The sequence below is a fragment of the Streptomyces sp. NPDC041129 genome (assembly GCF_055592265.1).
This window is the reverse complement of the sequence record NZ_JBVIYV010000001.1, coordinates 178,960-196,528: the sequence shown is the minus strand read 5'-3', so window position 1 is coordinate 196,528 and position 17,569 is coordinate 178,960. Positions and strand designations below refer to the sequence as shown.

Below are 17,569 nucleotides of genomic sequence, written 5' to 3'. Positions count from 1 at the left end.
GTCCGGTCCGTGCTCTCCTCCGCCGGCCGTCGCCACCGGCCTCCCGGCGGCTCCGCACGCTCCGGCGGCTTCGGTGGCGCGGGCCGTGCGGCTGGTGCGTCCGCTGCCCACGGACGGTGCCCTCAGTTGGGTGTGTACCCGCCGGGCGGCCCGCCATGGCCGGTGATCGCGGTCGAACTCGTCACGGTGCCGGACCGGCCCGGCGTCAGCCGCCCGCGGTCCGCCGGCGGCCGAGGAGCCGGTAGCCCGCGCCGGCGCAGGCGGCGGCGATCAGCAGACCGCCGGCGACCAGGGCCGGGACCGAGTCCTCGAAGGTGCCTCCCTGCCCCGCCTCCACCCCGTGCTCCACGTGCGCGGGCGTGCAGTCGTCGTCCCCGCCGGACGCGCGGCAGTTGTCTCCGCCGCCGTCCTCACAGGAACCGCGCTCCCCACACCCCTGTCCCTGGTTCTGGTTCTGGCCCGGGCTCTGGCTCTGCCACTGGCCCTGCCCCTCTCCCTGGTCCTGGCCCTGCCACAGCCCGTCTCCCTCGCCCTGCCCCTGCTGCTGGTCCCACTGCCCCTGCCCTTCCCCCGGCGCATCCCCCTCCCCCGGTACCTGCGTCTGTTCCTGCGTCTGCCCCAACCCCTGCTGCGGCGAGGGGGTTTCCCGCCCCTCCCCCGAAGCGCACACCCCTCCGGGGACGGCACCCGCGCCGGTGCCGCCGTCACAGGGGGCGGGCACCGTCACCGGACCGGGCACGGTGGCCGGGGCCTCGGGCCGGACGGCGCCAGGGCTCTCCCCGGCTCCGGAGTCAGCGGACGCGGGGGGCCCGGGTATGACGAGCGCGGCGCCGGCCAGGACGGCGACGGACAGGGCACGGGCGGTGCGGCGCATGGGGCGGGCTCCTCGGCGAAGCGGCGGTAGACGGTCGGCGGGACACGGCTTGTGCCCTCGACTGCCATCAGAGCCCGCCCGGCGCCGTACCGCGCGCGGCCGGACCCCATTCGCGGGACATGGACCGCCGGGCGGGTGACGCCGCCCCATCCCGCGCATCACCCCCGGTCCCGGGCCCCGGCAGGTTTTCGGTACCCGCCTCAGGTCACTCGGCGGGTACGGGACCGGCGCGCGGCCCCGGAGTCCCGCCGCACGCCTCCCGGGAGCAGATGGAGGCGGCGGTCGAGCCGATGCCGGGAAGCCGGTGTCGGCCGGCGGCCGGCGGGTACGCGGTGCGGACCTTCGACCCTCTGGAGGGAGAACATGCAGCGAGGCAGTGACCGGCTGAACGTCCACCGGGACGACGAGATGAAACACGAACTGCAGGGCCTGCTCAGGTCCGGGCACCCGACGCGCACCGAGGAGTGGCACGACCCGGAGCCCACCGCTGACGACGACCCGGAGGTGTGGGCCGGACCCGTGGCGCCCGGGCAGGCGGGCGCGTCGCTGGCGAGTGTGCGGCTGGAGCTGGCACGGCACCTGGGGCGGCACGCCTTCCCGGCCAACGCGGGCGAGCTGGCCCGGGCACTGCGCCGCGACAACGCCCCCGGCGCGCTGATCGACGCGGTGGCGGGACTGACCCGCTCGAGCCGCTACGAGAACGTGCAGCAACTGGCCGAGGCGCTGGTGGGCGGCCGCTGAGCCGGGCCCCGGGCGCCCGGAGCGGGGAAGAGACGGTGCGCCCGGGCCGTGAGGCCGTTCTCCGTGCTGTGGAAGGAGAGTGAGAGAGCATGCGTATCGCGTTTCTGGTGGCTCCCGAGGGCGTCGAGCAGGTCGAGCTGACCGAGCCGTGGAAGGCCGCCTCGGACGGCGGGCACGAACCGGTGCTGGTGTCGACCGCGTCCGGCAAGATCCAGGCGTTCAACCATCTCGACAAGGCGGACACCTTCCCCGTGGACGAGGTGGTGGGTGAGACGTCGGCCGGCGGGTTCGGCGCGCTCGTGCTGCCCGGCGGGGTGGCCAATCCCGACTTCCTGCGGATGGACGAGAAGGCCGTCGCGTTCGTCAAGGGGTTCTTCGAGCAGGGCAAGCCGGTCGCCGCGATCTGTCACGCGCCCTGGACGCTGGTGGAGGCGGACGTCGTACGGGGCCGGGTGCTGACGTCGTGGCCCAGCCTGCGGACCGACATCCGCAACGCGGGCGGCACCTGGGTGGACGAGCAGGTCAAGATCTGCGACCACGGCTCCAACAAGCTGGTGACCAGTCGCAAGCCGGATGACCTCAAGGCGTTCTGCGACACGTTCCTGCAGGTGTTCGCCGGCGAGGCGGGCTGATCCCGTCCACCGCGCGTGAGGGCCGGCCCGTGCGGGCCGGCCCTCACGCGTGGGCGTCCGGATCAGGTGCCGGACGTGCCCGGAGTCACCGCCTCGCCGCAGCCGCGCTCACGGGCGCCCTCGCGGGTCCGGCCCGCGCTCACCAGGCGGCGCGGGTTGCGGCGCAGGTATTCGCCCTCGAGCTGCGCCATCCGCTCGTTGTGGGCCCGCAGCGCGTCGTTGGAGCCGTACAGCAGGGTGTCGTGGCGCGTGCGGTGGATCGTCTCCAGCTCCTTCATGAGCTGCTGGTCGTCCAGTCGGCTGGGCTCGACTCCGGTCATGGTGGTGCCCCGCTCGTCGTGGTCGTGTCTGCGGTTCGGGTGCCCGTCCGGATGCACCGCACCCGGGGGTTTCCGGGAGGGAAGCCGTGGAGCTCGCGTTCCTGCATCCACTGTACGAACATCCCGGTCCCCGGGCCTCCGCATGGGTCCTCAGCGGGCGCGTTCCACCCGGCGCTCGTCCCAGACCGGCTCGGGGGTCTCGCGGACGCGGCCGTCGCTGCCGAAGACGAGGAACCGGTCGAAGGAGCGGGCGAACCAGCGGTCGTGGGTGACCGCGAGGACGGTGCCCTCGAAGGCCTCCAGGCCCTCCTGGAGGGCCTCCGCGGACTCCAGGTCGAGGTTGTCGGTGGGCTCGTCCAGCAGCAGGGCGGTGACACCTTCCAGTTCCAGCAGCAGGATCTGGAAGCGGGCCTGCTGGCCGCCGGAGAGCCGGTCGAAGGACTGCTCCGCCTGGCCGGTCAGTTCGTAGCGGCGCAGCCGGGACATGGCCGCGCCGCGGTCCTGGGCGTGCTCCTTCCACAGGATGTCCAGCAGGGTGCGGCCGGCGAGTTCGGGGTGGGCGTGGGTCTGCGCGAAGTGGCCGGGCACGACCCGCGCACCGAGCTTCCACTCCCCCGCGTGCGCCACCTCCTGCCCGGCCAGCAGCCGCAGGAAGTGCGACTTGCCGGAGCCGTTGGAGCCGAGCACGGCGACCCGTTCGCCGTAGAAGACCTCCAGGTCGAACGGCTTCATCAGGCCGGTCAGCTCGAGGCCGGCGCAGGTGACGGCGCGCACCCCGGTACGGCCGCCCTTCAGGCGCATTCTGATGTCCTGCTCGCGCGGCGGCTCGGGCGGCGGTCCGGCCTCCTCGAACTTGCGCAGCCTGGTCTGGGCCGCCTGGTAGCGGGAGGCCATCTCGTGGCTGACGGAGGCGGCCTGGCGGAGGTTGATCACGAGCTTCTTGAGCTGGGCGTGCTTCTCGTCCCAGCGGCGGCGCAGCTCCTCGAAGCGGGCGAAGCGCTCGCGGCGTGCCTCGTGGAAGGTGGCGAAGCCGCCGCCGTGCACCCAGGCGTCGGCGCCGGCCGGACCCGGTTCCACGGAGACGATCCGCTCGGCGGCGCGGGCGAGGAGCTCCCGGTCGTGGGAGACGAACAGCACCGTCTTGCGGGTCTCCCGCAGCTGCCCCTCCAGCCAGCGCTTGCCGGGCACGTCGAGGTAGTTGTCCGGCTCGTCGAGCAGCAGCACCTCGTCGGTGCCGCGCAGCAGCGCCTCCAGGACGAGGCGCTTCTGCTCTCCGCCGGAGAGGGTGCGCACCTGCCGCCACTGCGCCCGCTCGTACGCCATGCCGAGGGCCGCGGTGGTGCACATGTCCCACAGGGTCTCGGCCTCGTAGCCGCGCACCTCGGCCCAGTCGGCCAGTGCCTGCGCGTAGCCGAGCTGGGCGGCCTCGTCGTCGACGGCCATGATGGCGTGCTCGGCCCGGTCCACGGCCCGCGCCGCCTCGCGGATACGGGGCGGGGCGACGGAGACGAGCAGGTCGCGCACGGTCGTCTCGTCCCGTACGGAGCCGACGAACTGGCGCATCACGCCGAGGCCGCCGCTGACGGTCACCGTGCCGCCGTGCGGTTTCAGCTCGCCGGAGATCAGCCGGAGCAGGGTGGTCTTGCCGGCGCCGTTGGGGCCGACCAGGGCGACGGCCGCACCCTCGCCGACCCGGAAGGAGACATCGCCGAGCAGCGTCCTCCCGTCGGGGAGGTGGTACTCGAGGTGCGCGGCTTCCAGATGTCCCATGAGGAGGCATTCTGTGGGCCGCCCAGGGGCAGGGGCAAACCGTTATCCGGCGTCCACCGGTTCCCCCGCCGGGCCTCCCTCTCCCGCCGGTTCCACCGTCGCGCCCTCCCAGGCCAGCGCCTTCCACCCGTCGGACGGCGATCCCTCCAGGACGACGACGCCGGTGTTGCGCAGTGGGCGGGCCGCGGCGAACGCGACGTCGACGTTGCCGGCCCGGGCCGCCGTCCAGAGACGGATCGCGGCGCCGTGGCTGACCATGGCGACGGTCGCGGCGCCGCTCGCGGCGGCCTCGGCGACCACCGCGTCGTACCGGGCGAGGGTCTCCTCGCCGTTCTCCCCGCCGGGGATGCGCGGTGCGGTGTCCCCGGCGGCCCAGGCGAACACCGTGCGCAGGTACAGGGTGCCCCGCGGGGAGTCTCCCGGCAGCATCTCCAGGTCGCCCGCGGTCACCTCGCGGATGCCGTCCCGGACGATCGGCTCCAGGCCCCGGGCGGCGGCCAGCGGGGCGGCGGTGAGCCGGGTGCGCAGCAGGGTGGAGACGTAGAGGGCCTCGATGTCCTCGTCCGCGAGCGCCCGGGGCAGTTCGGCGGCCTGCCGCTCGCCGAGCGGGGTGAGCCCCGGGCCGGGTACGGCGGTGTCCAGCAGCCGGTCCACGTTGGACGGGGTCTGGCCGTGGCGGACCAGGAGCAGGCGCATCCGGGATGTCTCCTCACACGCCCGTCGGGCGGACCGGTGACAGCGGGCCGGTGACCGGCGTGTCCGGGCACAAGAAGCGGGCACTTCAGGGTAACCGGACCCCTATGAGCCCAGACGTCGACCTCACTGTCCCGAGGCCCCGCCTCCGCACCCTGTCCAAGCTGCTCGAGTACGACTGCCGGCTGTTCGAGCTGGCGGCCAGCCGGCACTGGCCCGGCGCCGAGCGGGTGCTGCCCCGGCTCAGCCGGAGCGCCAACCACGGGGTGCTGTGGTTCGCGACGGCCGCCGCGATCGCTGCGAGCCGTTCGCCGCGGGCCCGGCGGGCCGCCACCCGGGGCGTGGCTTCGCTGAGCGTGGCCTCGCTGGCCATCAACACCCTCGGCAAGCGGTCGGTGCGCCGCGCCCGGCCGGTGCTGGATACGGTCCCGCTGTCGCGGCGGCTCAAGCGGCAGCCGATCACCACCTCCTTCCCGTCCGGTCACGCCGCCTCGGCCGCCGCCTTCGCCACCGGGGTCGCCCTGGAGTCGCCGCGGTGGGGTGCGGCGGTGGCGCCGGTGGCGTTCTCCGTGGCCATGTCGCGCGTCTACACGGGCGTGCACTATCCGAGTGACGTGCTGGCGGGGGCGGCGCTGGGCGCGGGCGCCGCGTTGGCCGTACGGAGCCTGGTCCCGACCCGTACCCAGGTGGCGCCGCCGCCGCGGCCCCGGACCGAGGCACCGGCGCTGCCCGACGGCGAGGGCCTGGTGCTCGTCGCCAACCGCGCCTCGGGCACCTCCGACCGGGTGCGGGTGCTGCACGCGGCGCTGCCCGGGGCGGAGATCGTGGAGTGCGCCCCCGAGGACGTGAAGGCGGAACTGGAGAAGGCCGCCGCGCGGGCGCGGGTGCTCGGGGTGTGCGGCGGCGACGGGACGGTGAACACGGCGGCCGGGGTGGCCCTGCGGCGCGGTCTGCCGCTGGCGGTGCTGCCCGGGGGCACGCTCAACCACTTCGCCTACGACCTGGGCGTGGAGGACGAACGGACCCTGGCGGACGCCGTCCGGGAGGGCGAGGCGGTCCGGGTGGACGTCGGCCGGTTCGTGGCGGGCGATCACGAGGGCCTCTTCCTGAACACCTTCAGCCTGGGCGTCTACCCGGAGCTGGTGCGCGAGCGGGAGCGCTGGTCGTCCCGGATCGGGGGCTGGCCGGCCGGGATGCTCGGCGCGATGAAGGTGCTGCGCGCCGACCGGCACCCGCTGACGGTGGAACTGCGCGGCAAGCGCCACCCGCTGTGGCTGCTCTTCGTGGGCAACGGCATCTACCACCGGATGGGGCTCGCGCCCGGCCGCCGGACCGACCTCGCGGACGGGCTGCTGGACGTCCGGGTGGTGCACGGCACCCGCAGGCCCGCGCTGCGTCTGATGGCGGCCGCCGCGGCCGGCCCCCTCACCCGGTCCCCGGCCCACGCGGCGGTCCAGGTGAGCCGGCTGCGGCTGACCGGCCTCGCCCCCGGGACGCCCCTGGCGTACGACGGCGAGGTGGTCGAGGTGGGCGGGGACGTGCTGGTGGAGAAGCTGCCCGAGGCGCTGACGGTGTACCGGCCGCTGTCCTGACCGCCTTCTCCTGGCCGTCCTTCCCCCGTACGGTCGCGGCGGCCGTCCACATGGCGATACGGAGGTCTCATCATTCGGCACGGGCGCGTACCGTTCGGCGTACCGCGTGACGGGACCGCGAGGCCCCGCCGCCGGTCACGTCGACGAGGGGCGAAGGGGTACAGCCATGCCGAAAGCGCAGGACACCGCCGTCTACACGCACGGGCACCACGAGTCGGTGCTGCGGTCGCACACCTGGCGGACGGCCGCCAACTCCGCGGCCTATCTGCTCGACGTGCTGAAACCCCACATGCGGATCCTGGACATCGGCTGCGGCCCCGGCACCATCACCGCCGACCTGGCCGCGCTGGTCCCCGAAGGCCATGTCACCGGTGCCGACCGGGCCCCCGCGATCCTGGACCGGGCCCGGTCGACCGCCGAGGAGCGTGGCCTGACCAACGTGGACTTCACGGTCGCCGACGCACACGCCCTGGACTTCCCCGACGACACGTTCTGCGTGGTCCACGCCCACCAGGTGCTCCAGCACGTGGGCGACCCGGTGGCGGCGCTGCGCGAGATGCACCGGGTGACGAAACCGGGCGGGTACATCGCGGTGCGCGACGCGGACTACGCGGCGATGACCTGGTACCCGGAGCTGCCGGGCCTGGACGACTGGCTGGACCTGTACGAGGCGGTCGCCCGGGCCAACGGCGGCGAGCCGGACGCCGGCCGGCGGCTGCGGGCCTGGGCGCTGGCCGCCGGGCTGACGGACGTCACGGCGACCTCAAGTACGTGGACCTTCGCCACCCCCGAGGAGCGGGCCTGGTGGAGCGGGCTGTGGGCCGACCGCACGGTGGACTCGGACTACGCCGAAAGGGCCGTACAGGGCGGGCACGCCACACCGGAGCGGCTGCGGGCGGCGGCGGCGGCCTGGCGGGACTGGGGCCGGCGGGAGGACGCCTGGTTCGGGGTCCTGCACGGCGAGATCCTGTGCCGCAAGGCGGCCTGACCGCGGCCCGGGGAGAACCCCCGGGCCGCCCGGCTCACTGACGGGGCAGCAGTGGCCCCAGCGGTCCGAGGTCCAGGTTCAGGTCCTCGGGCCGCAGCCCGTAGCGGTCCCGGAGTTCGGCCATCCGCTCCTCCAGGAGCATCAGGGTGAGCCCGATCCGCTCCTCCTGGTCCTCGGTGAGCTCACCGGTGTCGAAGCGGCGCACCGCCTGCCGCTCCATGAGCTGGCGCAGCAGTTCCACCACGGTCAGCACCAGTTTGACCAGGTCGCGTTCGACCGTGTCGGGCTCCAGGTCGAGCCGGTTGCGGGCGGTCACAGCAACTCCTCGAAGGGTGAGGGCACCGTCTCGTTCACCGAGCTGATCAGCGCGTTGAGATCGATGCGGACGAGGTCGACGTCCGCGATCCGCAGCGTCAGGTCCCCGGTGATGACGACTCCTCCGGCCAGCAGCCGGTCCAGCAGGTCCACGAGGGCGATCTCACGTCGCTCGACGACGGTCACGCTTCCTCCCCACTGAACGAGTACGCGGCCCAGGGACCGGTGAGTTCCACCCGGATACCGGGCGTCTCGTCCTTCGTGCGGTCCACCAGCTCCACGAACTCCTCGCAGCCCGCGCGCGGCACCAGATAGGCCGCGTTGAGCACGTTCTGCCCCGACGCCCCGGAGAGCGCGGAGTTCTGCGCGGGATGCATCCGGAAGTCCTCGGAGCGTTGGCTGAGCCGCTCGTGCAGCGACCGCGCGAACGACTCCGCCCGCTGCCACCTCTCCTCGTGTGCCTCGCTGTGCCGCCGGCGGCTGCGCAGATAGTCACGGCCGCTGGCCGGTTTCGCCGCCGCGGCGGCGGGGGGCTCGGCGGGCTCGGACTCCAGGAACACCTTCACGCCCCACTCCACCCGGCCCTCGAGCCGGTCCAGGGCGCGCCGGAAGTCGTCCTCGCGGGCCTCGATCATCGCCCGGATGCCGCTGTCGTCCCGGAAGACGGTCGCGAGGCGCAGTGGCAGCGGGGTGGTGACCGTGCTGAGCGCGGCGATCACGCCCTGGTGGGCGCGGGCGGTCGCGCTCAGCCAGTCCAGGTCCTCCAGACGGGTCCGCAGCCCCTGCTCGTCGAAGTCCGCCTCCGGCACCGAGCTGACGACCGCGACCAGCCCGTGGTGGTGCAGCAGCGCCGGCGGGGCGCCCCCGATACCGGTCAGCTCGGCCTGCAGGGGCGCGTCGAGGGGGCGGCAGACGGCGTATACGTACCGCAGTGCGCTCATCGGGCCTCCTCCTCAGTCGGCACGCTTCCGGGTGCCAGTTCCTGGAGCCGCTCCAGCCGCTCCCTGAGCGCGGCGTTCTCCTTGGCCAGCTCGTTCTGGCGGGCGCGGGAGGACAGCGCGGGGTCCGTCTCCCACCAGTCGATACCCATCTCCTTGGCCTTGTCGACCGAGGCGATGACGAGCCGGAGCTTGATGGTGAGGAGTTCGATGTCGAGCAGGTTGATCTTGATGTCGCCCGCGATGACGACACCCTTGTCGAGCACCCGTTCCAGAATGTCGGCCAGGTTGGCCCCGCCGCCGCTCTGGCCGTAGGGCTCGGGGAACCGGCTGGCAGTCGTCATCGACGGCTCCTGCCTCCGGAGTACTCAGGCTCCTCCTCGGGCTCTTCCTCGTACTCCTCCTCCTCGGGCTCCTCTTCGGACTCCTCCTCCTCGGGCTCCTCTTCTTCGTAGGGGCCCTCGGCCTCGTCCTCGTACTCCTCCTCTTCGGGCTCGCCCTCGGCCTCGTCCTCGTAGGCCTCCGCGCCTTCCTCGGGCTCCTCACCCTCCTCGGGCTCTTCGCCCTCCTCGCCTTCTTCGCCCTCTTCGGACTCCGCGGACTCCTGGGGCTCCTCACCCTCCTCGGGCTCTTCGCCCTCCTCGCCCTCCTCGGGCTCCTCCTGCTCGGACTCCTCCTCGGCCACCGCGTCCTCGTGGCTGCGGACGACCTCGCCGTCGCGGATCTCCCCGCGCCAGCTGTCCTCCGCCTCGCCCTTGAACGTGATGAACCGGGCGAAGTTCTTGAAGTCGAGCCGGACCCGGCGGCCCTGGGCACGCCAGATGTTGCCGGTCTTCTCGAAGAAGCCGCTCGGGTAGTACTCGATGACGAGCAGGATGCGGGTGAGGTTGTCGTCGAGCCGGTGGAAGCTGACGACACCCTTCGTGGTGCCCTTGGCGCCCTCCGACGTCCACTGGATCTTGTAGTCGGGGACCTGCTCGACCGTGTGCGCCTTCCAGCTCCGGCTGGACCAGAAGACCTTGGCCTGCCAGTCGGAGTTCGTGTCGTCGGCGCGGCTCGCGCTCTTCACGCCCTTGGCGAAGGTGCTGAAGTCCTGGTACTGGGTCCACTGGTCGTAGGCGGTGCGCACGGGCACTCCGACGTCGACGGACTCGACGATGACGGTCGGCTTGTTGCCCCCGCCCTTGCGCTGCTTGCCCTTTCCGCCCCCCAGGCCCTTCACCTTGTCCATGACGGTGTCCTTGATGTGGGAAGCACCGAGTTCCAGCGCGGAGCGCAGCGGGCCCTTGCCCTCGGCGACCTTGCGGCCGGCGTTCAGGGCGAGCTTGGCGAAGCCCGGACTGTTTCCCTCGGCTATGTCGTTCAGCTTGCCGGTGGTCTCCCCGAGCTTGCGGCCGAAGCCGGTCAGTAGCTTCTGGGCCTGGGCGGCCAGGTATTCCTGCACTTCCGCCTTGAGCCGGTCCGCCGCCTCGCTGTGCGCCAGATCGGTCAGAGGGTTGCTCTTGGCCGCTCCGCCCGCGGCCTTGCCGGCGGCTGACGTCGCGGATCCGACGGTCTCGGTCATCGATCATCGCCGCCCTTCGACTGCCGGGACCGGCCGGTGCTACCGCTGCCGCCGGCCGAGGCCGTCTTCTTCGTGGCCGTTCTGCGGGCCGCGTCCGCCTTCTTGGCGGCCGGCCGGCCGGCCGTGCTCTTCGCCGCGGCCTTCTTCGCGGGCGCCTTCTTGGCGGGCGCCTTCTTGGCGGGCGCCTTCTTCGCGGGAGCCTTCTTCGCGGGAGCCTTCTTGGCGGGGGCCTTCTTCGCGGGCGCCTCGCGACGGGGCTCTTCGTCCTCTTCGTCCTCCTCGCGAGGGGGCTCTTCGTCCTCCCGCTCCGCGGAGTCCTCGCGGGCTCCCTCGTCCTCCTCCTCGTACTCCTCCGGCTCCTCCGGCTCCTCCGGCTCCTCCGGCTCCTCCGACTCGGATTCACCGCCGGGCACCACGCCGGAGAGCTGGTCGCGCACCGCACTGGTACGGCCGTGCAGCCGGTCGGCGAGCGCGCTCATCTGCCGCTCGGCCATGGCCCCGGTGGCGGCCTTGCCGACCCCGCGCAGATCCTGGCGGAGCTGGTCCCCGATCTCCTTGAACTGGGGGTTGTCGCGAAGCTGCTGACCCAGCAGGTCCGCAAGGGCCCGCGGAGTGAGGTTCAGCTTCTTGCCGGCCACCAGGGAGCCGACCCCGAGGGCCAGTTTGAGCTTCTTGGTACGTCCCAGGAAGTAGCCGGCCCCTATCGCGAGGCCGAGTCCCATTCGATTCATCGCGTTGTCCCGTTGCCAGTGGTTTCGCCGGAGCGCATGGCGGTCTCCAGCCGGTCGAGCAGTTCGTCCTCTCGGCGGTCGAACTCCTCCTCGGTGATCTCGCCCGCCTCCAACTCCTCTTCTAGGCGCGCGAGTTCGGCCCGTACGGTGGCGGGGTCGTAGTAGATGCGCTCCGCCTCGCGGTACACCTGTTCGATCGCCCATCCGGCGCCGCGCACCGGTGCGAACGGCAGCAGCAGCACCTCGCTGATCAGTCCCACGGTCGTCCCTCCTTCCGTTCGGGCCGTCCGCTGTTACTGCGCTCCGGCGTCGGCGCCGGCCGTGCTGTCCGCGGGCTCGGCGGGGCCGGGCTCCACGAAGCTGTACGGCGGGAGCGGTCCGTTGACCCGCACATCGAGATGGGGGTGGCTGGTGCGGACCTGCTCGACGGCGGCCAGGAACTCCTCGGCGGTGTCCCGGGCCACCAGGAACGACAGGTTGACCAGCCAGCCGGTCGACTCGGGGCCCACGCTCAGGGCGGCGCCGGCCGTTTCGAGCGCGCCGCGCACCTCGGCCGCGTCCTCGGCCTCCTTGGCCTTGACGGCGGCCGCGACCATCTCACCGAGCCGGATCTTGTCGTCATAACTTCCGCCGCCGGAAGTGCGGTTGGCCTCGGCCAGGGAACGCACCTCGGCGTTCTCGGCCATCACACGGTGCAGCACGGCCTCTTCCACATGCGTGGCCTTGACGTTGTATTCGACCTTACCGTCCAGCTCCCGCAGCCGCTCCAGGTAGTGCTGTGCGCGCTCGCCGAGCACCTGGGTGACGGAGTCGTCGTCAGGGGCGACGCTGCCGAAGCGCATCGGCAGGATGCAGCCGGCCGCGCCGGTCTCGGCGAGCACGTTCTGGTGCGCGAGCAGGTCCCGGCGCTTGGGCCGCAGCCCCTCGGGCGCGTCGCTGACCACGGCGGCCAGTTCGCCGGCCGTCAGCACGCGCACCGGCAGCGGCGGCTCGCCGACGCCGGACATGCCCTCGGGAAGCGCCGGGTGCGAGCGGGCGGTGATTCCGTAGACGTAGGTGCTCACTCCGACTCCTCCTTACGCCGGGCCGCGGTCTTGCGGGCCCGCGGCCGGGACTCCCTCTGACCCTCCTGCCCCTCTTCACGGGCCTGTTTGAAGGCGCCGGATATGGTCTCCGCGGCCCCCGAAAGCGCGCCCTTGCTCTTACCGCGGGCGCCGGACTCGGTGACCTCGCCGACGATCTCGGGCAGGCCGGGGCTCTTGTTCGGGCCCGACTCCAGGTCGAGACGGTTGCACGCCTCGGCGAAGCGCAGATAGGTGTCGACGCTGGCCACGACGACGCGGACGTCGATCTTCAGGATCTCGATGCCGACCAGGGAGACACGGACGAACGCGTCGATCACGAGCCCCCTGTCCAGAACCAGTTCCAGTACGTCGTAGAGGCCGCTGCTGCCGCCTCCGCCGCCGCTCTGTTGTGCCGGTACTACGGTCATTCCGGCCCTTCCTCCTTCTCGGTGATCGGACAAGCGGTGCGCCGGTGGGTGCCGGGGCACGAGCAGACGGGCGGCCTAACGGCCGCGCGCGTCCGCCCGTCCGCGTTCGTAACGGCGGACGCGGCGATAGCCCGTGAGCTGCCCCTCCTCGTCGAGCTCCACCTGGTAACTCGCCATCAGGCTCATGGTGTCCGGGACCCGCTCCAGTTCGAGGACCTCCACCTCGAGCGACCATCCGTCCTCGGTCTGCTCGAAGGAGGAGACCGACTCCGGCTGTAGCCCGGTCAGCTCGGCGAGCTGGGCGCGCGCCTCGCGCAGCACCTCCATGGGACGCGGCCGCCGGCCGGTGGCCGCGCCCTGCGGCGCGTCGTCGTCCGCCTGGGACGAGTTCTGCTTCTCCTGTGAATTCTGTGACTGCTGAGTGCTCTTTGTGTTCGTCATGGCCACCTCTCCCCTGCGTGTGGCCGCTCATCCCTTGGCCAAACATTCCGAGGGTCGGGGTTCTCGAAGCCGCAGGTCACAGACGGTGATAGCGGGCCCGGAACCGGCCACGGCCGGCCGTCGTCAGCCCTTCAGTCCCGCGAGGCGGCGCTGGGCGGGTCCGAGGGCACGTCCCCGGCCCGGCAGTGCGGCCCACGGGTCGGTGCGGGCCTGGTCGGCGGCGTCGGCGATGGTCCAGCGGCGGGCGTGGACGCCTGGATCGGCCACCTGTTCCCAGCTTAGGGGCACCGCGACGGGCGCGCCGGGCAGAGCGCGGACGGTGTACGGAGCCACGGCGGTCTGCGCGTAGCCGTTGCGCTGTACGTCGAGGTAGAGGCGGTCGCCGCGGTCGCGCCTGCGGGCGGCGGTGGTGAGCCGGTCGGGGTGCGCGGCCTCGGCGAACTCGGCCACGTCACGGGCGAATCGGCGTACCTCGTCGAAGTCGTGACGGCCGTCCAGCGGGACGACGAGGTGCAGTCCGCGTGAGCCCGTGGTCATCGGCGCCGCGGGCAGGCCCAGCTCCTCCAGCAGCTCGTGCAGCACCTCGGCCGCCTCCCGGACGGCGGCGAAGGTGTCCTCGGGGGTCTCGCCGGGCCCCTCGGGCGCCGGGGCGGGGTCGAGGTCGAAGACCAGCCGGTCGGGATGGTCCGGGCCGCCGGCCCGGTCGGTGCGGGAGAGCCAGCGGTGCAGGGTGAGACAGGCCTGGTCGGCGAGGTACACCAGGGTGGCGGTGTCGTCGCAGACGACGTGCGTCACCGTGCCGCCCTCCTTGGCGACCTCGGCCCGGGTGATCCAGTCCGGGTAGTGATCGGGGGTGTTCTTCTGCATGAAGCGGGGGCCGTCGAGGCCGTCCGGATACCGTTCCAGCATCAGCGGACGGCCCCGCAGGTGCGGCAGCAGATACGGCGCGACGGACCGGTGGTAGTCGGCGAGATCGCCCTTGGTGTACCCCTCGGCGCCGCCCGGGAGGAGGACCTTCCCGGGCCGCCGGACGCGCACCGAACGGCGGCCCGCCCGTATCGTCCGCGCGTCGTCGTCGCTCATCCCACGACCGCCTCCTCGACCAGCAGCTTCGCCGCGGCCGCGATGCCCCCGGCGTCGATGCCGGCGGCGTGGAGCTGCTCGTCGGGCGCGGCCGAACCCGGCATGGTGCGCACCGCGAGCCGGACCAGACGGGGCACGGGCCGGCCGTCGGCGAACGCCTCGGCGACGGCGTCGCCGAGGCCGCCCTCCTCGTGGTGGTCCTCGACGGTGAGCAGGCAGCCGGTCTCCTCGCCGGCCCGGCGCAGGGTCTCGCTGTCGACCGGCTTGACGGAGTACAGGTCGATCACCCGGACCTGGATGCCGTCCTGGGCGAGCCGGTCGGCGGCCGCCAGGGCCTCGTGGACGGTGACCCCGGCCGCGACGACGGTCAGCCGGTCCTGCTCGCCGGCGCGCAGCACCTTGCTGCCGCCGACCGGGAACTCCTCCTCGGGACCGTAGATCACCGGGCTCTTGCCGCGCGAGGTGCGCAAGTAGCGGACGCCGTCGAGGCCGGCCATGGTGGCGATCAGCCGGGCCGTCTGGTTGGCGTCGCACGGGTACAGCACGGTCGAGCCGTACACGGACCGGAACATCGCCAGGTCTTCCAGGCCCATCTGCGAGGGCCCGTCCTGCCCGATCGCCACGCCGGCGTGCGAGCCGACCAGGTTGATACCGCTGCCGCTGATGGAGGCCATGCGGACGAAGTCGTGGGCGCGGCTGAGGAAGGCGGCGAACGTCGAGGCGTACGGCACCCAGCCGCGGGCCGCCATGCCGACGGCGGTGGCGACGAGCTGCTGTTCGGCGATGTAGCACTCGAAGAAGCGGTCGGGGTGCTCCTTGGCGAACACCTCGGTGCGGGTGGAGTCGCCCACCTCGCCGTCCAGCGCGACGACGTCGCCCCGGGCGGCGCCGAGCGCGGCGAGGGCCTTGCCGAAGGCGTCCCGGGTGGCCACCTCCTCGCCCTCGTCGTACCGCGGCAGCCGCACCACCTCGGTGTTGAGGGAGCGGAGCGTCGCCGCGGCGGCCGGCTCGCCGACCCGGACGTGGAGCTCGCGCGGTCCGCCCAGCTCGGCGATGGCCTCGTCGGCCTCCGGCAGCGGCTTGCCGTGCAGGCCCTCGCGGTCCTCGACGGAGGCGACGCCCTTGCCCTTGAGGGTGCGGGCGAGGATCACGGTGGGCTGTCCGGTCGTCGACAGGGCCTCGCCGTACGCCCGGTCGATCGCGTCGACGTCGTGGCCGTCGATCTCGATGGTGTGCCAGCCGAAGGCCTGGAAGCGGCGGGCGTAGGCGTCCAGGTCGTGGCCGTGCCGGGTCGGGCCGCGCTGGCCCAGCCGGTTGACGTCCACGACGGCGACGAGGTTGTCCAGGTTCTCGTACGCGGCGTGCTCGGCCGCCTCCCAGACGGAGCCCTCGGCCAGTTCGCTGTCCCCGCACAGCACCCACACGCGGAAGCCGGTGCGGTCCAGCCGCTGCCCGGCGAGCGCGATGCCCACGCCGACCGGCAGGCCCTGGCCGAGCGAGCCGGTGGCGGTCTCCACCCACGGCAGCCGGCGCGGGGTCGGGTGCCCCTCGAGGCGGCTGCCGAGCTTGCGGAAGGTCAGCAGCTCGCCGTCCTCGACCGCGCCGGCCGCCTTGTACGCGGCGTACAGCAGCGGCGAGGCGTGGCCCTTGGAGAGCACGAAGCGGTCGTTGGCGGGGTGCTCGGGGCGCTCGAAGTCGTAGCGCAGGTGGTTGGCGAGCAGGACGGCCATCAGGTCGGCGGCGGACATCGACGAGGTGGGATGCCCGGAGCCCGCCGCGGCGGCGGCCCGCACGCTGTCCACGCGCAACTGCTGGCCGAGTTCGGCGAGTTCGGCGGTGTTCATGAATCTCCTTCTGCTGGTTCGGGTGGGTCCGGGCGGTCCGCGGGATCCACGGGGTCGGTACGCCGGACCGGGCCGGGGGCGGGATGGTCGGTGGGCGGTGCTGGTGCGGACCGGTCCGGCGCGGGGGCGTCCGCCGGCCGGTTCCCGGCGGGCCGCTCGGCCGTCCGGCTCGCGGCGTGTTCGCCGCCGTCGCCGTCGTGCGCGCTCCCGCCCGGCCGTCCGGGGCCGCCGGGTACCCGGGCCAGCTCGGGGGATGCCGTGTCCAGCGGGACCGACCAGGACCGTACGAGGCCCAACTGCACGGTCTGGCGCGGAAGTACGGAGTTCAGCAGCCAGTCCGCGGCGACGCGCAGGCGGTTGCCGGGCAGGGCGGCCAGGTGGTAGCCGCGGGTGACCGCACCGGCCGGCGGTCCGGACAGCGGGACGCCGAACGGGTTGGCGGCGGCCTGCACACCGCCGAGGTCCACGGCGAAGCCCAGGTCGTGGTGGCGGTAGGCGCGCCGGCGCCGGCCGAGACCGAGCGAGGAGGCCACGTTCTCCCCGGCCACTTTGCCCTGCCGCCAGGCGTGCTGGGCGGTCATCGGGGTGAACTCGCCGGGACGCTCGAGGTCCGGCACGGCGGCCGCGTCTCCGCAGGCGAACACCTCGGTGCGGCCCGGCACCTGGAGGTACGGATCGACGATGAGCCGGCCCCGCTCCAGCGGCTGCCCGACGGCCTCGATCAGCGGGTCCGGGCGGACGCCGACGCACCAGACCAGGGTCCGCGACGCCACGAAGTCGCCGTCGGTGAGCCGTACGCCGTCCTGGGTGGCCTCCTTCACGGAGGTGCCCGTACGGACGTCGACGCCGCGCGCCCGCAGCACCCGGTCGGCGGTGCGGGAGAGCCGTTCGTCCAGCTCCGGCAGCACTCGGGGCGCGGTGTCCAGCAGGATCCACCGGGGCCGTGCCGGCCCGGGCAGGTCGCGGCGGGCCAGGTCATCGGTGAGCATCCGCATCTGCGCGGCCACCTCGGTGCCCGTGTAGCCGGCGCCGACCACGACGAAGGTGCACCGCGCGGCGCCGACCTCCGGGTCGTCCTCCGCGGCGGCGAGTTCCACCTGCCGGGTGACGTGGTCGCGCAGGTACAGCGCCTCGGGGAGCCCGCGGAACCCGTGCGCGTGCTCGGCGACGCCGGGGATCGGCAGCAGCTTGTTGACGCTGCCGACGGCCAGTACCAGCCGGTCGTAGCCGAGGGTTCCGGTGCCGTCCTCGGGGTCCCGGTAATGGACGGTGCGCCGGTCCAGGTCGACCCGGGTGGCCTCACCGAGGACCAGCCGCACCCCGCGCAGGGTGCCGGGCAGCGAGACGGTGACCCGGCGTGCCTCCAGGACCCCGGCGGCCACCTGGGGCAGCAGCGGCAGGTACAGGAAGTAGTCGGTCGGGTTGAGCAGGGTGATCCGGGCACGGCCGCGGGTCAGCCGGGCGAGGGTGCGGGCAGCCCGGTACCCGGCGAAGCCTGCGCCGACGATCACGACACGTGGTCGACTCACGGACGTCCTTCCGGCGGTGTGG

The 17,569-nt window shown here is 73.3% G+C and carries 21 protein-coding genes; 4 read left to right on the top strand and 17 right to left on the bottom strand.

Annotated features, from left to right (window positions below):
- Window positions 1–205: 205 nt before the first annotated feature.
- Window positions 206–874 (bottom strand): hypothetical protein, encoded by a 669-nt coding sequence (locus ACZ6B1_RS00820; RefSeq protein WP_468773681.1) that lies wholly within the window; start codon window positions 872–874, stop codon window positions 206–208.
- A gap of 363 nt (window positions 875–1,237) precedes the next feature.
- Between ACZ6B1_RS00820 and ACZ6B1_RS00815 the strand changes: the two genes are divergently transcribed.
- Together ACZ6B1_RS00815 and ACZ6B1_RS00810 are read left to right on the top strand one after the other, a co-directional pair.
- On the top strand, window positions 1,238–1,615 hold the full coding sequence (locus tag ACZ6B1_RS00815) for a DUF2795 domain-containing protein (protein ID WP_468773679.1): 378 nt from the start codon (window positions 1,238–1,240) through the stop codon (window positions 1,613–1,615).
- 89 nt (window positions 1,616–1,704) lie between these two features.
- Window positions 1,705–2,247: a type 1 glutamine amidotransferase domain-containing protein gene (locus tag ACZ6B1_RS00810; protein ID WP_468773677.1), complete on the top strand. Its 543-nt coding sequence runs from the start codon at window positions 1,705–1,707 to the stop codon at window positions 2,245–2,247.
- A 62-nt stretch (window positions 2,248–2,309) separates the two neighbouring features.
- Here ACZ6B1_RS00810 and ACZ6B1_RS00805 read toward each other — a convergent pair whose 3' ends face one another.
- The 3 genes from ACZ6B1_RS00805 to ACZ6B1_RS00795 form a co-directional block, all read right to left on the bottom strand.
- Window positions 2,310–2,567 (bottom strand): DUF6158 family protein, encoded by a 258-nt coding sequence (locus ACZ6B1_RS00805; protein WP_390058128.1) that lies wholly within the window; start codon window positions 2,565–2,567, stop codon window positions 2,310–2,312.
- 150 nt (window positions 2,568–2,717) lie between these two features.
- On the bottom strand, window positions 2,718–4,337 hold the full coding sequence (locus ACZ6B1_RS00800) for an ABC-F family ATP-binding cassette domain-containing protein (RefSeq protein WP_468773676.1): 1,620 nt from the start codon (window positions 4,335–4,337) through the stop codon (window positions 2,718–2,720).
- A gap of 42 nt (window positions 4,338–4,379) precedes the next feature.
- A complete protein-coding gene (locus ACZ6B1_RS00795) occupies window positions 4,380–5,033 on the bottom strand; it encodes a histidine phosphatase family protein (protein ID WP_468773675.1) in 654 nt (217 codons plus the stop codon).
- Between the two features lie 104 nt (window positions 5,034–5,137).
- On the opposite strand from ACZ6B1_RS00795, the gene ACZ6B1_RS00790 reads away from it, so the two are divergent.
- Together ACZ6B1_RS00790 and ACZ6B1_RS00785 are read left to right on the top strand one after the other, a co-directional pair.
- A complete protein-coding gene (locus ACZ6B1_RS00790) occupies window positions 5,138–6,622 on the top strand; it encodes a phosphatase PAP2 family protein (RefSeq protein WP_468773673.1) in 1,485 nt (494 codons plus the stop codon).
- A 166-nt stretch (window positions 6,623–6,788) separates the two neighbouring features.
- Complete coding sequence (locus ACZ6B1_RS00785) at window positions 6,789–7,610, top strand: class I SAM-dependent methyltransferase (protein WP_468773671.1); 822 nt, start codon at window positions 6,789–6,791, stop codon at window positions 7,608–7,610.
- A gap of 34 nt (window positions 7,611–7,644) precedes the next feature.
- Here the strand turns inward: ACZ6B1_RS00785 and ACZ6B1_RS00780 are convergent, their stop codons facing one another.
- The 13 genes from ACZ6B1_RS00780 to ACZ6B1_RS00720 all read right to left on the bottom strand — a co-directional run bounded on the left by ACZ6B1_RS00780 (window position 7,645) and on the right by ACZ6B1_RS00720 (window position 17,547).
- Window positions 7,645–7,926 (bottom strand): gas vesicle protein K, encoded by a 282-nt coding sequence (locus tag ACZ6B1_RS00780; protein WP_390058133.1) that lies wholly within the window; start codon window positions 7,924–7,926, stop codon window positions 7,645–7,647.
- The gene (locus tag ACZ6B1_RS00775) at window positions 7,923–8,111 is read right to left on the bottom strand and encodes a gas vesicle protein (protein ID WP_143638825.1); all 189 of its coding nucleotides are present in this window, start codon (window positions 8,109–8,111) and stop codon (window positions 7,923–7,925) included. Before ACZ6B1_RS00775 ends, ACZ6B1_RS00780 begins: the two co-directional genes overlap by 4 nt.
- Complete coding sequence (locus ACZ6B1_RS00770; protein ID WP_468773669.1) at window positions 8,108–8,866, bottom strand: GvpL/GvpF family gas vesicle protein; 759 nt, start codon at window positions 8,864–8,866, stop codon at window positions 8,108–8,110. The genes ACZ6B1_RS00775 and ACZ6B1_RS00770 overlap by 4 nt, the downstream gene beginning before the upstream one ends.
- On the bottom strand, window positions 8,863–9,207 hold the full coding sequence (locus ACZ6B1_RS00765; RefSeq protein ID WP_468773667.1) for a gas vesicle protein: 345 nt from the start codon (window positions 9,205–9,207) through the stop codon (window positions 8,863–8,865). The genes ACZ6B1_RS00770 and ACZ6B1_RS00765 overlap by 4 nt, the downstream gene beginning before the upstream one ends.
- Window positions 9,204–10,427, bottom strand: coding sequence for an SRPBCC family protein (locus ACZ6B1_RS00760; protein WP_468773666.1), 1,224 nt, complete (start codon window positions 10,425–10,427; stop codon window positions 9,204–9,206). Before ACZ6B1_RS00760 ends, ACZ6B1_RS00765 begins: the two co-directional genes overlap by 4 nt.
- Complete coding sequence (locus ACZ6B1_RS00755) at window positions 10,424–11,158, bottom strand: DNA primase (RefSeq protein WP_468773664.1); 735 nt, start codon at window positions 11,156–11,158, stop codon at window positions 10,424–10,426. Before ACZ6B1_RS00755 ends, ACZ6B1_RS00760 begins: the two co-directional genes overlap by 4 nt.
- Entirely contained in the window at window positions 11,155–11,418 is a 264-nt protein-coding gene (locus tag ACZ6B1_RS00750) for a gas vesicle protein GvpG (RefSeq protein WP_468773662.1), read from the bottom strand. The genes ACZ6B1_RS00755 and ACZ6B1_RS00750 overlap by 4 nt, the downstream gene beginning before the upstream one ends.
- 33 nt (window positions 11,419–11,451) lie before the next feature.
- On the bottom strand, window positions 11,452–12,222 hold the full coding sequence (locus tag ACZ6B1_RS00745; protein WP_468773660.1) for a GvpL/GvpF family gas vesicle protein: 771 nt from the start codon (window positions 12,220–12,222) through the stop codon (window positions 11,452–11,454).
- Complete coding sequence (locus tag ACZ6B1_RS00740; protein WP_250400320.1) at window positions 12,219–12,650, bottom strand: gas vesicle structural protein GvpA; 432 nt, start codon at window positions 12,648–12,650, stop codon at window positions 12,219–12,221. The genes ACZ6B1_RS00745 and ACZ6B1_RS00740 overlap by 4 nt, the downstream gene beginning before the upstream one ends.
- A gap of 75 nt (window positions 12,651–12,725) precedes the next feature.
- The gene (locus ACZ6B1_RS00735; protein ID WP_468773658.1) at window positions 12,726–13,091 is read right to left on the bottom strand and encodes a gas vesicle protein GvpO; all 366 of its coding nucleotides are present in this window, start codon (window positions 13,089–13,091) and stop codon (window positions 12,726–12,728) included.
- A gap of 123 nt (window positions 13,092–13,214) precedes the next feature.
- Window positions 13,215–14,174 (bottom strand): non-homologous end-joining DNA ligase, encoded by a 960-nt coding sequence (gene ligD, locus ACZ6B1_RS00730; RefSeq protein ID WP_468773656.1) that lies wholly within the window; start codon window positions 14,172–14,174, stop codon window positions 13,215–13,217.
- Window positions 14,171–16,018: a transketolase gene (locus ACZ6B1_RS00725; RefSeq protein ID WP_468773654.1), complete on the bottom strand. Its 1,848-nt coding sequence runs from the start codon at window positions 16,016–16,018 to the stop codon at window positions 14,171–14,173. Before ACZ6B1_RS00725 ends, ligD begins: the two co-directional genes overlap by 4 nt.
- Entirely contained in the window at window positions 16,015–17,547 is a 1,533-nt protein-coding gene (locus ACZ6B1_RS00720; protein WP_468773652.1) for an NAD(P)/FAD-dependent oxidoreductase, read from the bottom strand. Before ACZ6B1_RS00720 ends, ACZ6B1_RS00725 begins: the two co-directional genes overlap by 4 nt.
- Between the last annotated feature and the right edge of the window lie 22 nt (window positions 17,548–17,569).

What these genes read in the sequence shown, in the direction of transcription:
- ACZ6B1_RS00820 (WP_468773681.1), bottom strand. Translation starts at nt 874, where the DNA reads ATGCGCCGCACCGCCCGTGCCCTGTCCGTCGCCGTCCTGGCCGGCGCC.
- ACZ6B1_RS00785 (WP_468773671.1), top strand. Translation starts at nt 6,789, where the DNA reads ATGCCGAAAGCGCAGGACACCGCCGTCTACACGCACGGGCACCACGAG.
- ACZ6B1_RS00770 (WP_468773669.1), bottom strand. Translation starts at nt 8,866, where the DNA reads ATGAGCGCACTGCGGTACGTATACGCCGTCTGCCGCCCCCTCGACGCG.
- ACZ6B1_RS00740 (WP_250400320.1), bottom strand. Translation starts at nt 12,650, where the DNA reads ATGACCGTAGTACCGGCACAACAGAGCGGCGGCGGAGGCGGCAGCAGC.
- ACZ6B1_RS00755 (WP_468773664.1), bottom strand. Translation starts at nt 11,158, where the DNA reads ATGAATCGAATGGGACTCGGCCTCGCGATAGGGGCCGGCTACTTCCTG.
- ACZ6B1_RS00790 (WP_468773673.1), top strand. Translation starts at nt 5,138, where the DNA reads ATGAGCCCAGACGTCGACCTCACTGTCCCGAGGCCCCGCCTCCGCACC.
- ACZ6B1_RS00795 (WP_468773675.1), bottom strand. Translation starts at nt 5,033, where the DNA reads ATGCGCCTGCTCCTGGTCCGCCACGGCCAGACCCCGTCCAACGTGGAC.
- ACZ6B1_RS00800 (WP_468773676.1), bottom strand. Translation starts at nt 4,337, where the DNA reads ATGGGACATCTGGAAGCCGCGCACCTCGAGTACCACCTCCCCGACGGG.
- ACZ6B1_RS00760 (WP_468773666.1), bottom strand. Translation starts at nt 10,427, where the DNA reads ATGACCGAGACCGTCGGATCCGCGACGTCAGCCGCCGGCAAGGCCGCG.
- ACZ6B1_RS00765 (WP_468773667.1), bottom strand. Translation starts at nt 9,207, where the DNA reads ATGACGACTGCCAGCCGGTTCCCCGAGCCCTACGGCCAGAGCGGCGGC.
- ACZ6B1_RS00815 (WP_468773679.1), top strand. Translation starts at nt 1,238, where the DNA reads ATGCAGCGAGGCAGTGACCGGCTGAACGTCCACCGGGACGACGAGATG.
- ACZ6B1_RS00725 (WP_468773654.1), bottom strand. Translation starts at nt 16,018, where the DNA reads ATGAACACCGCCGAACTCGCCGAACTCGGCCAGCAGTTGCGCGTGGAC.
- ligD (WP_468773656.1), bottom strand. Translation starts at nt 14,174, where the DNA reads ATGAGCGACGACGACGCGCGGACGATACGGGCGGGCCGCCGTTCGGTG.
- ACZ6B1_RS00810 (WP_468773677.1), top strand. Translation starts at nt 1,705, where the DNA reads ATGCGTATCGCGTTTCTGGTGGCTCCCGAGGGCGTCGAGCAGGTCGAG.
- ACZ6B1_RS00805 (WP_390058128.1), bottom strand. Translation starts at nt 2,567, where the DNA reads ATGACCGGAGTCGAGCCCAGCCGACTGGACGACCAGCAGCTCATGAAG.
- ACZ6B1_RS00735 (WP_468773658.1), bottom strand. Translation starts at nt 13,091, where the DNA reads ATGACGAACACAAAGAGCACTCAGCAGTCACAGAATTCACAGGAGAAG.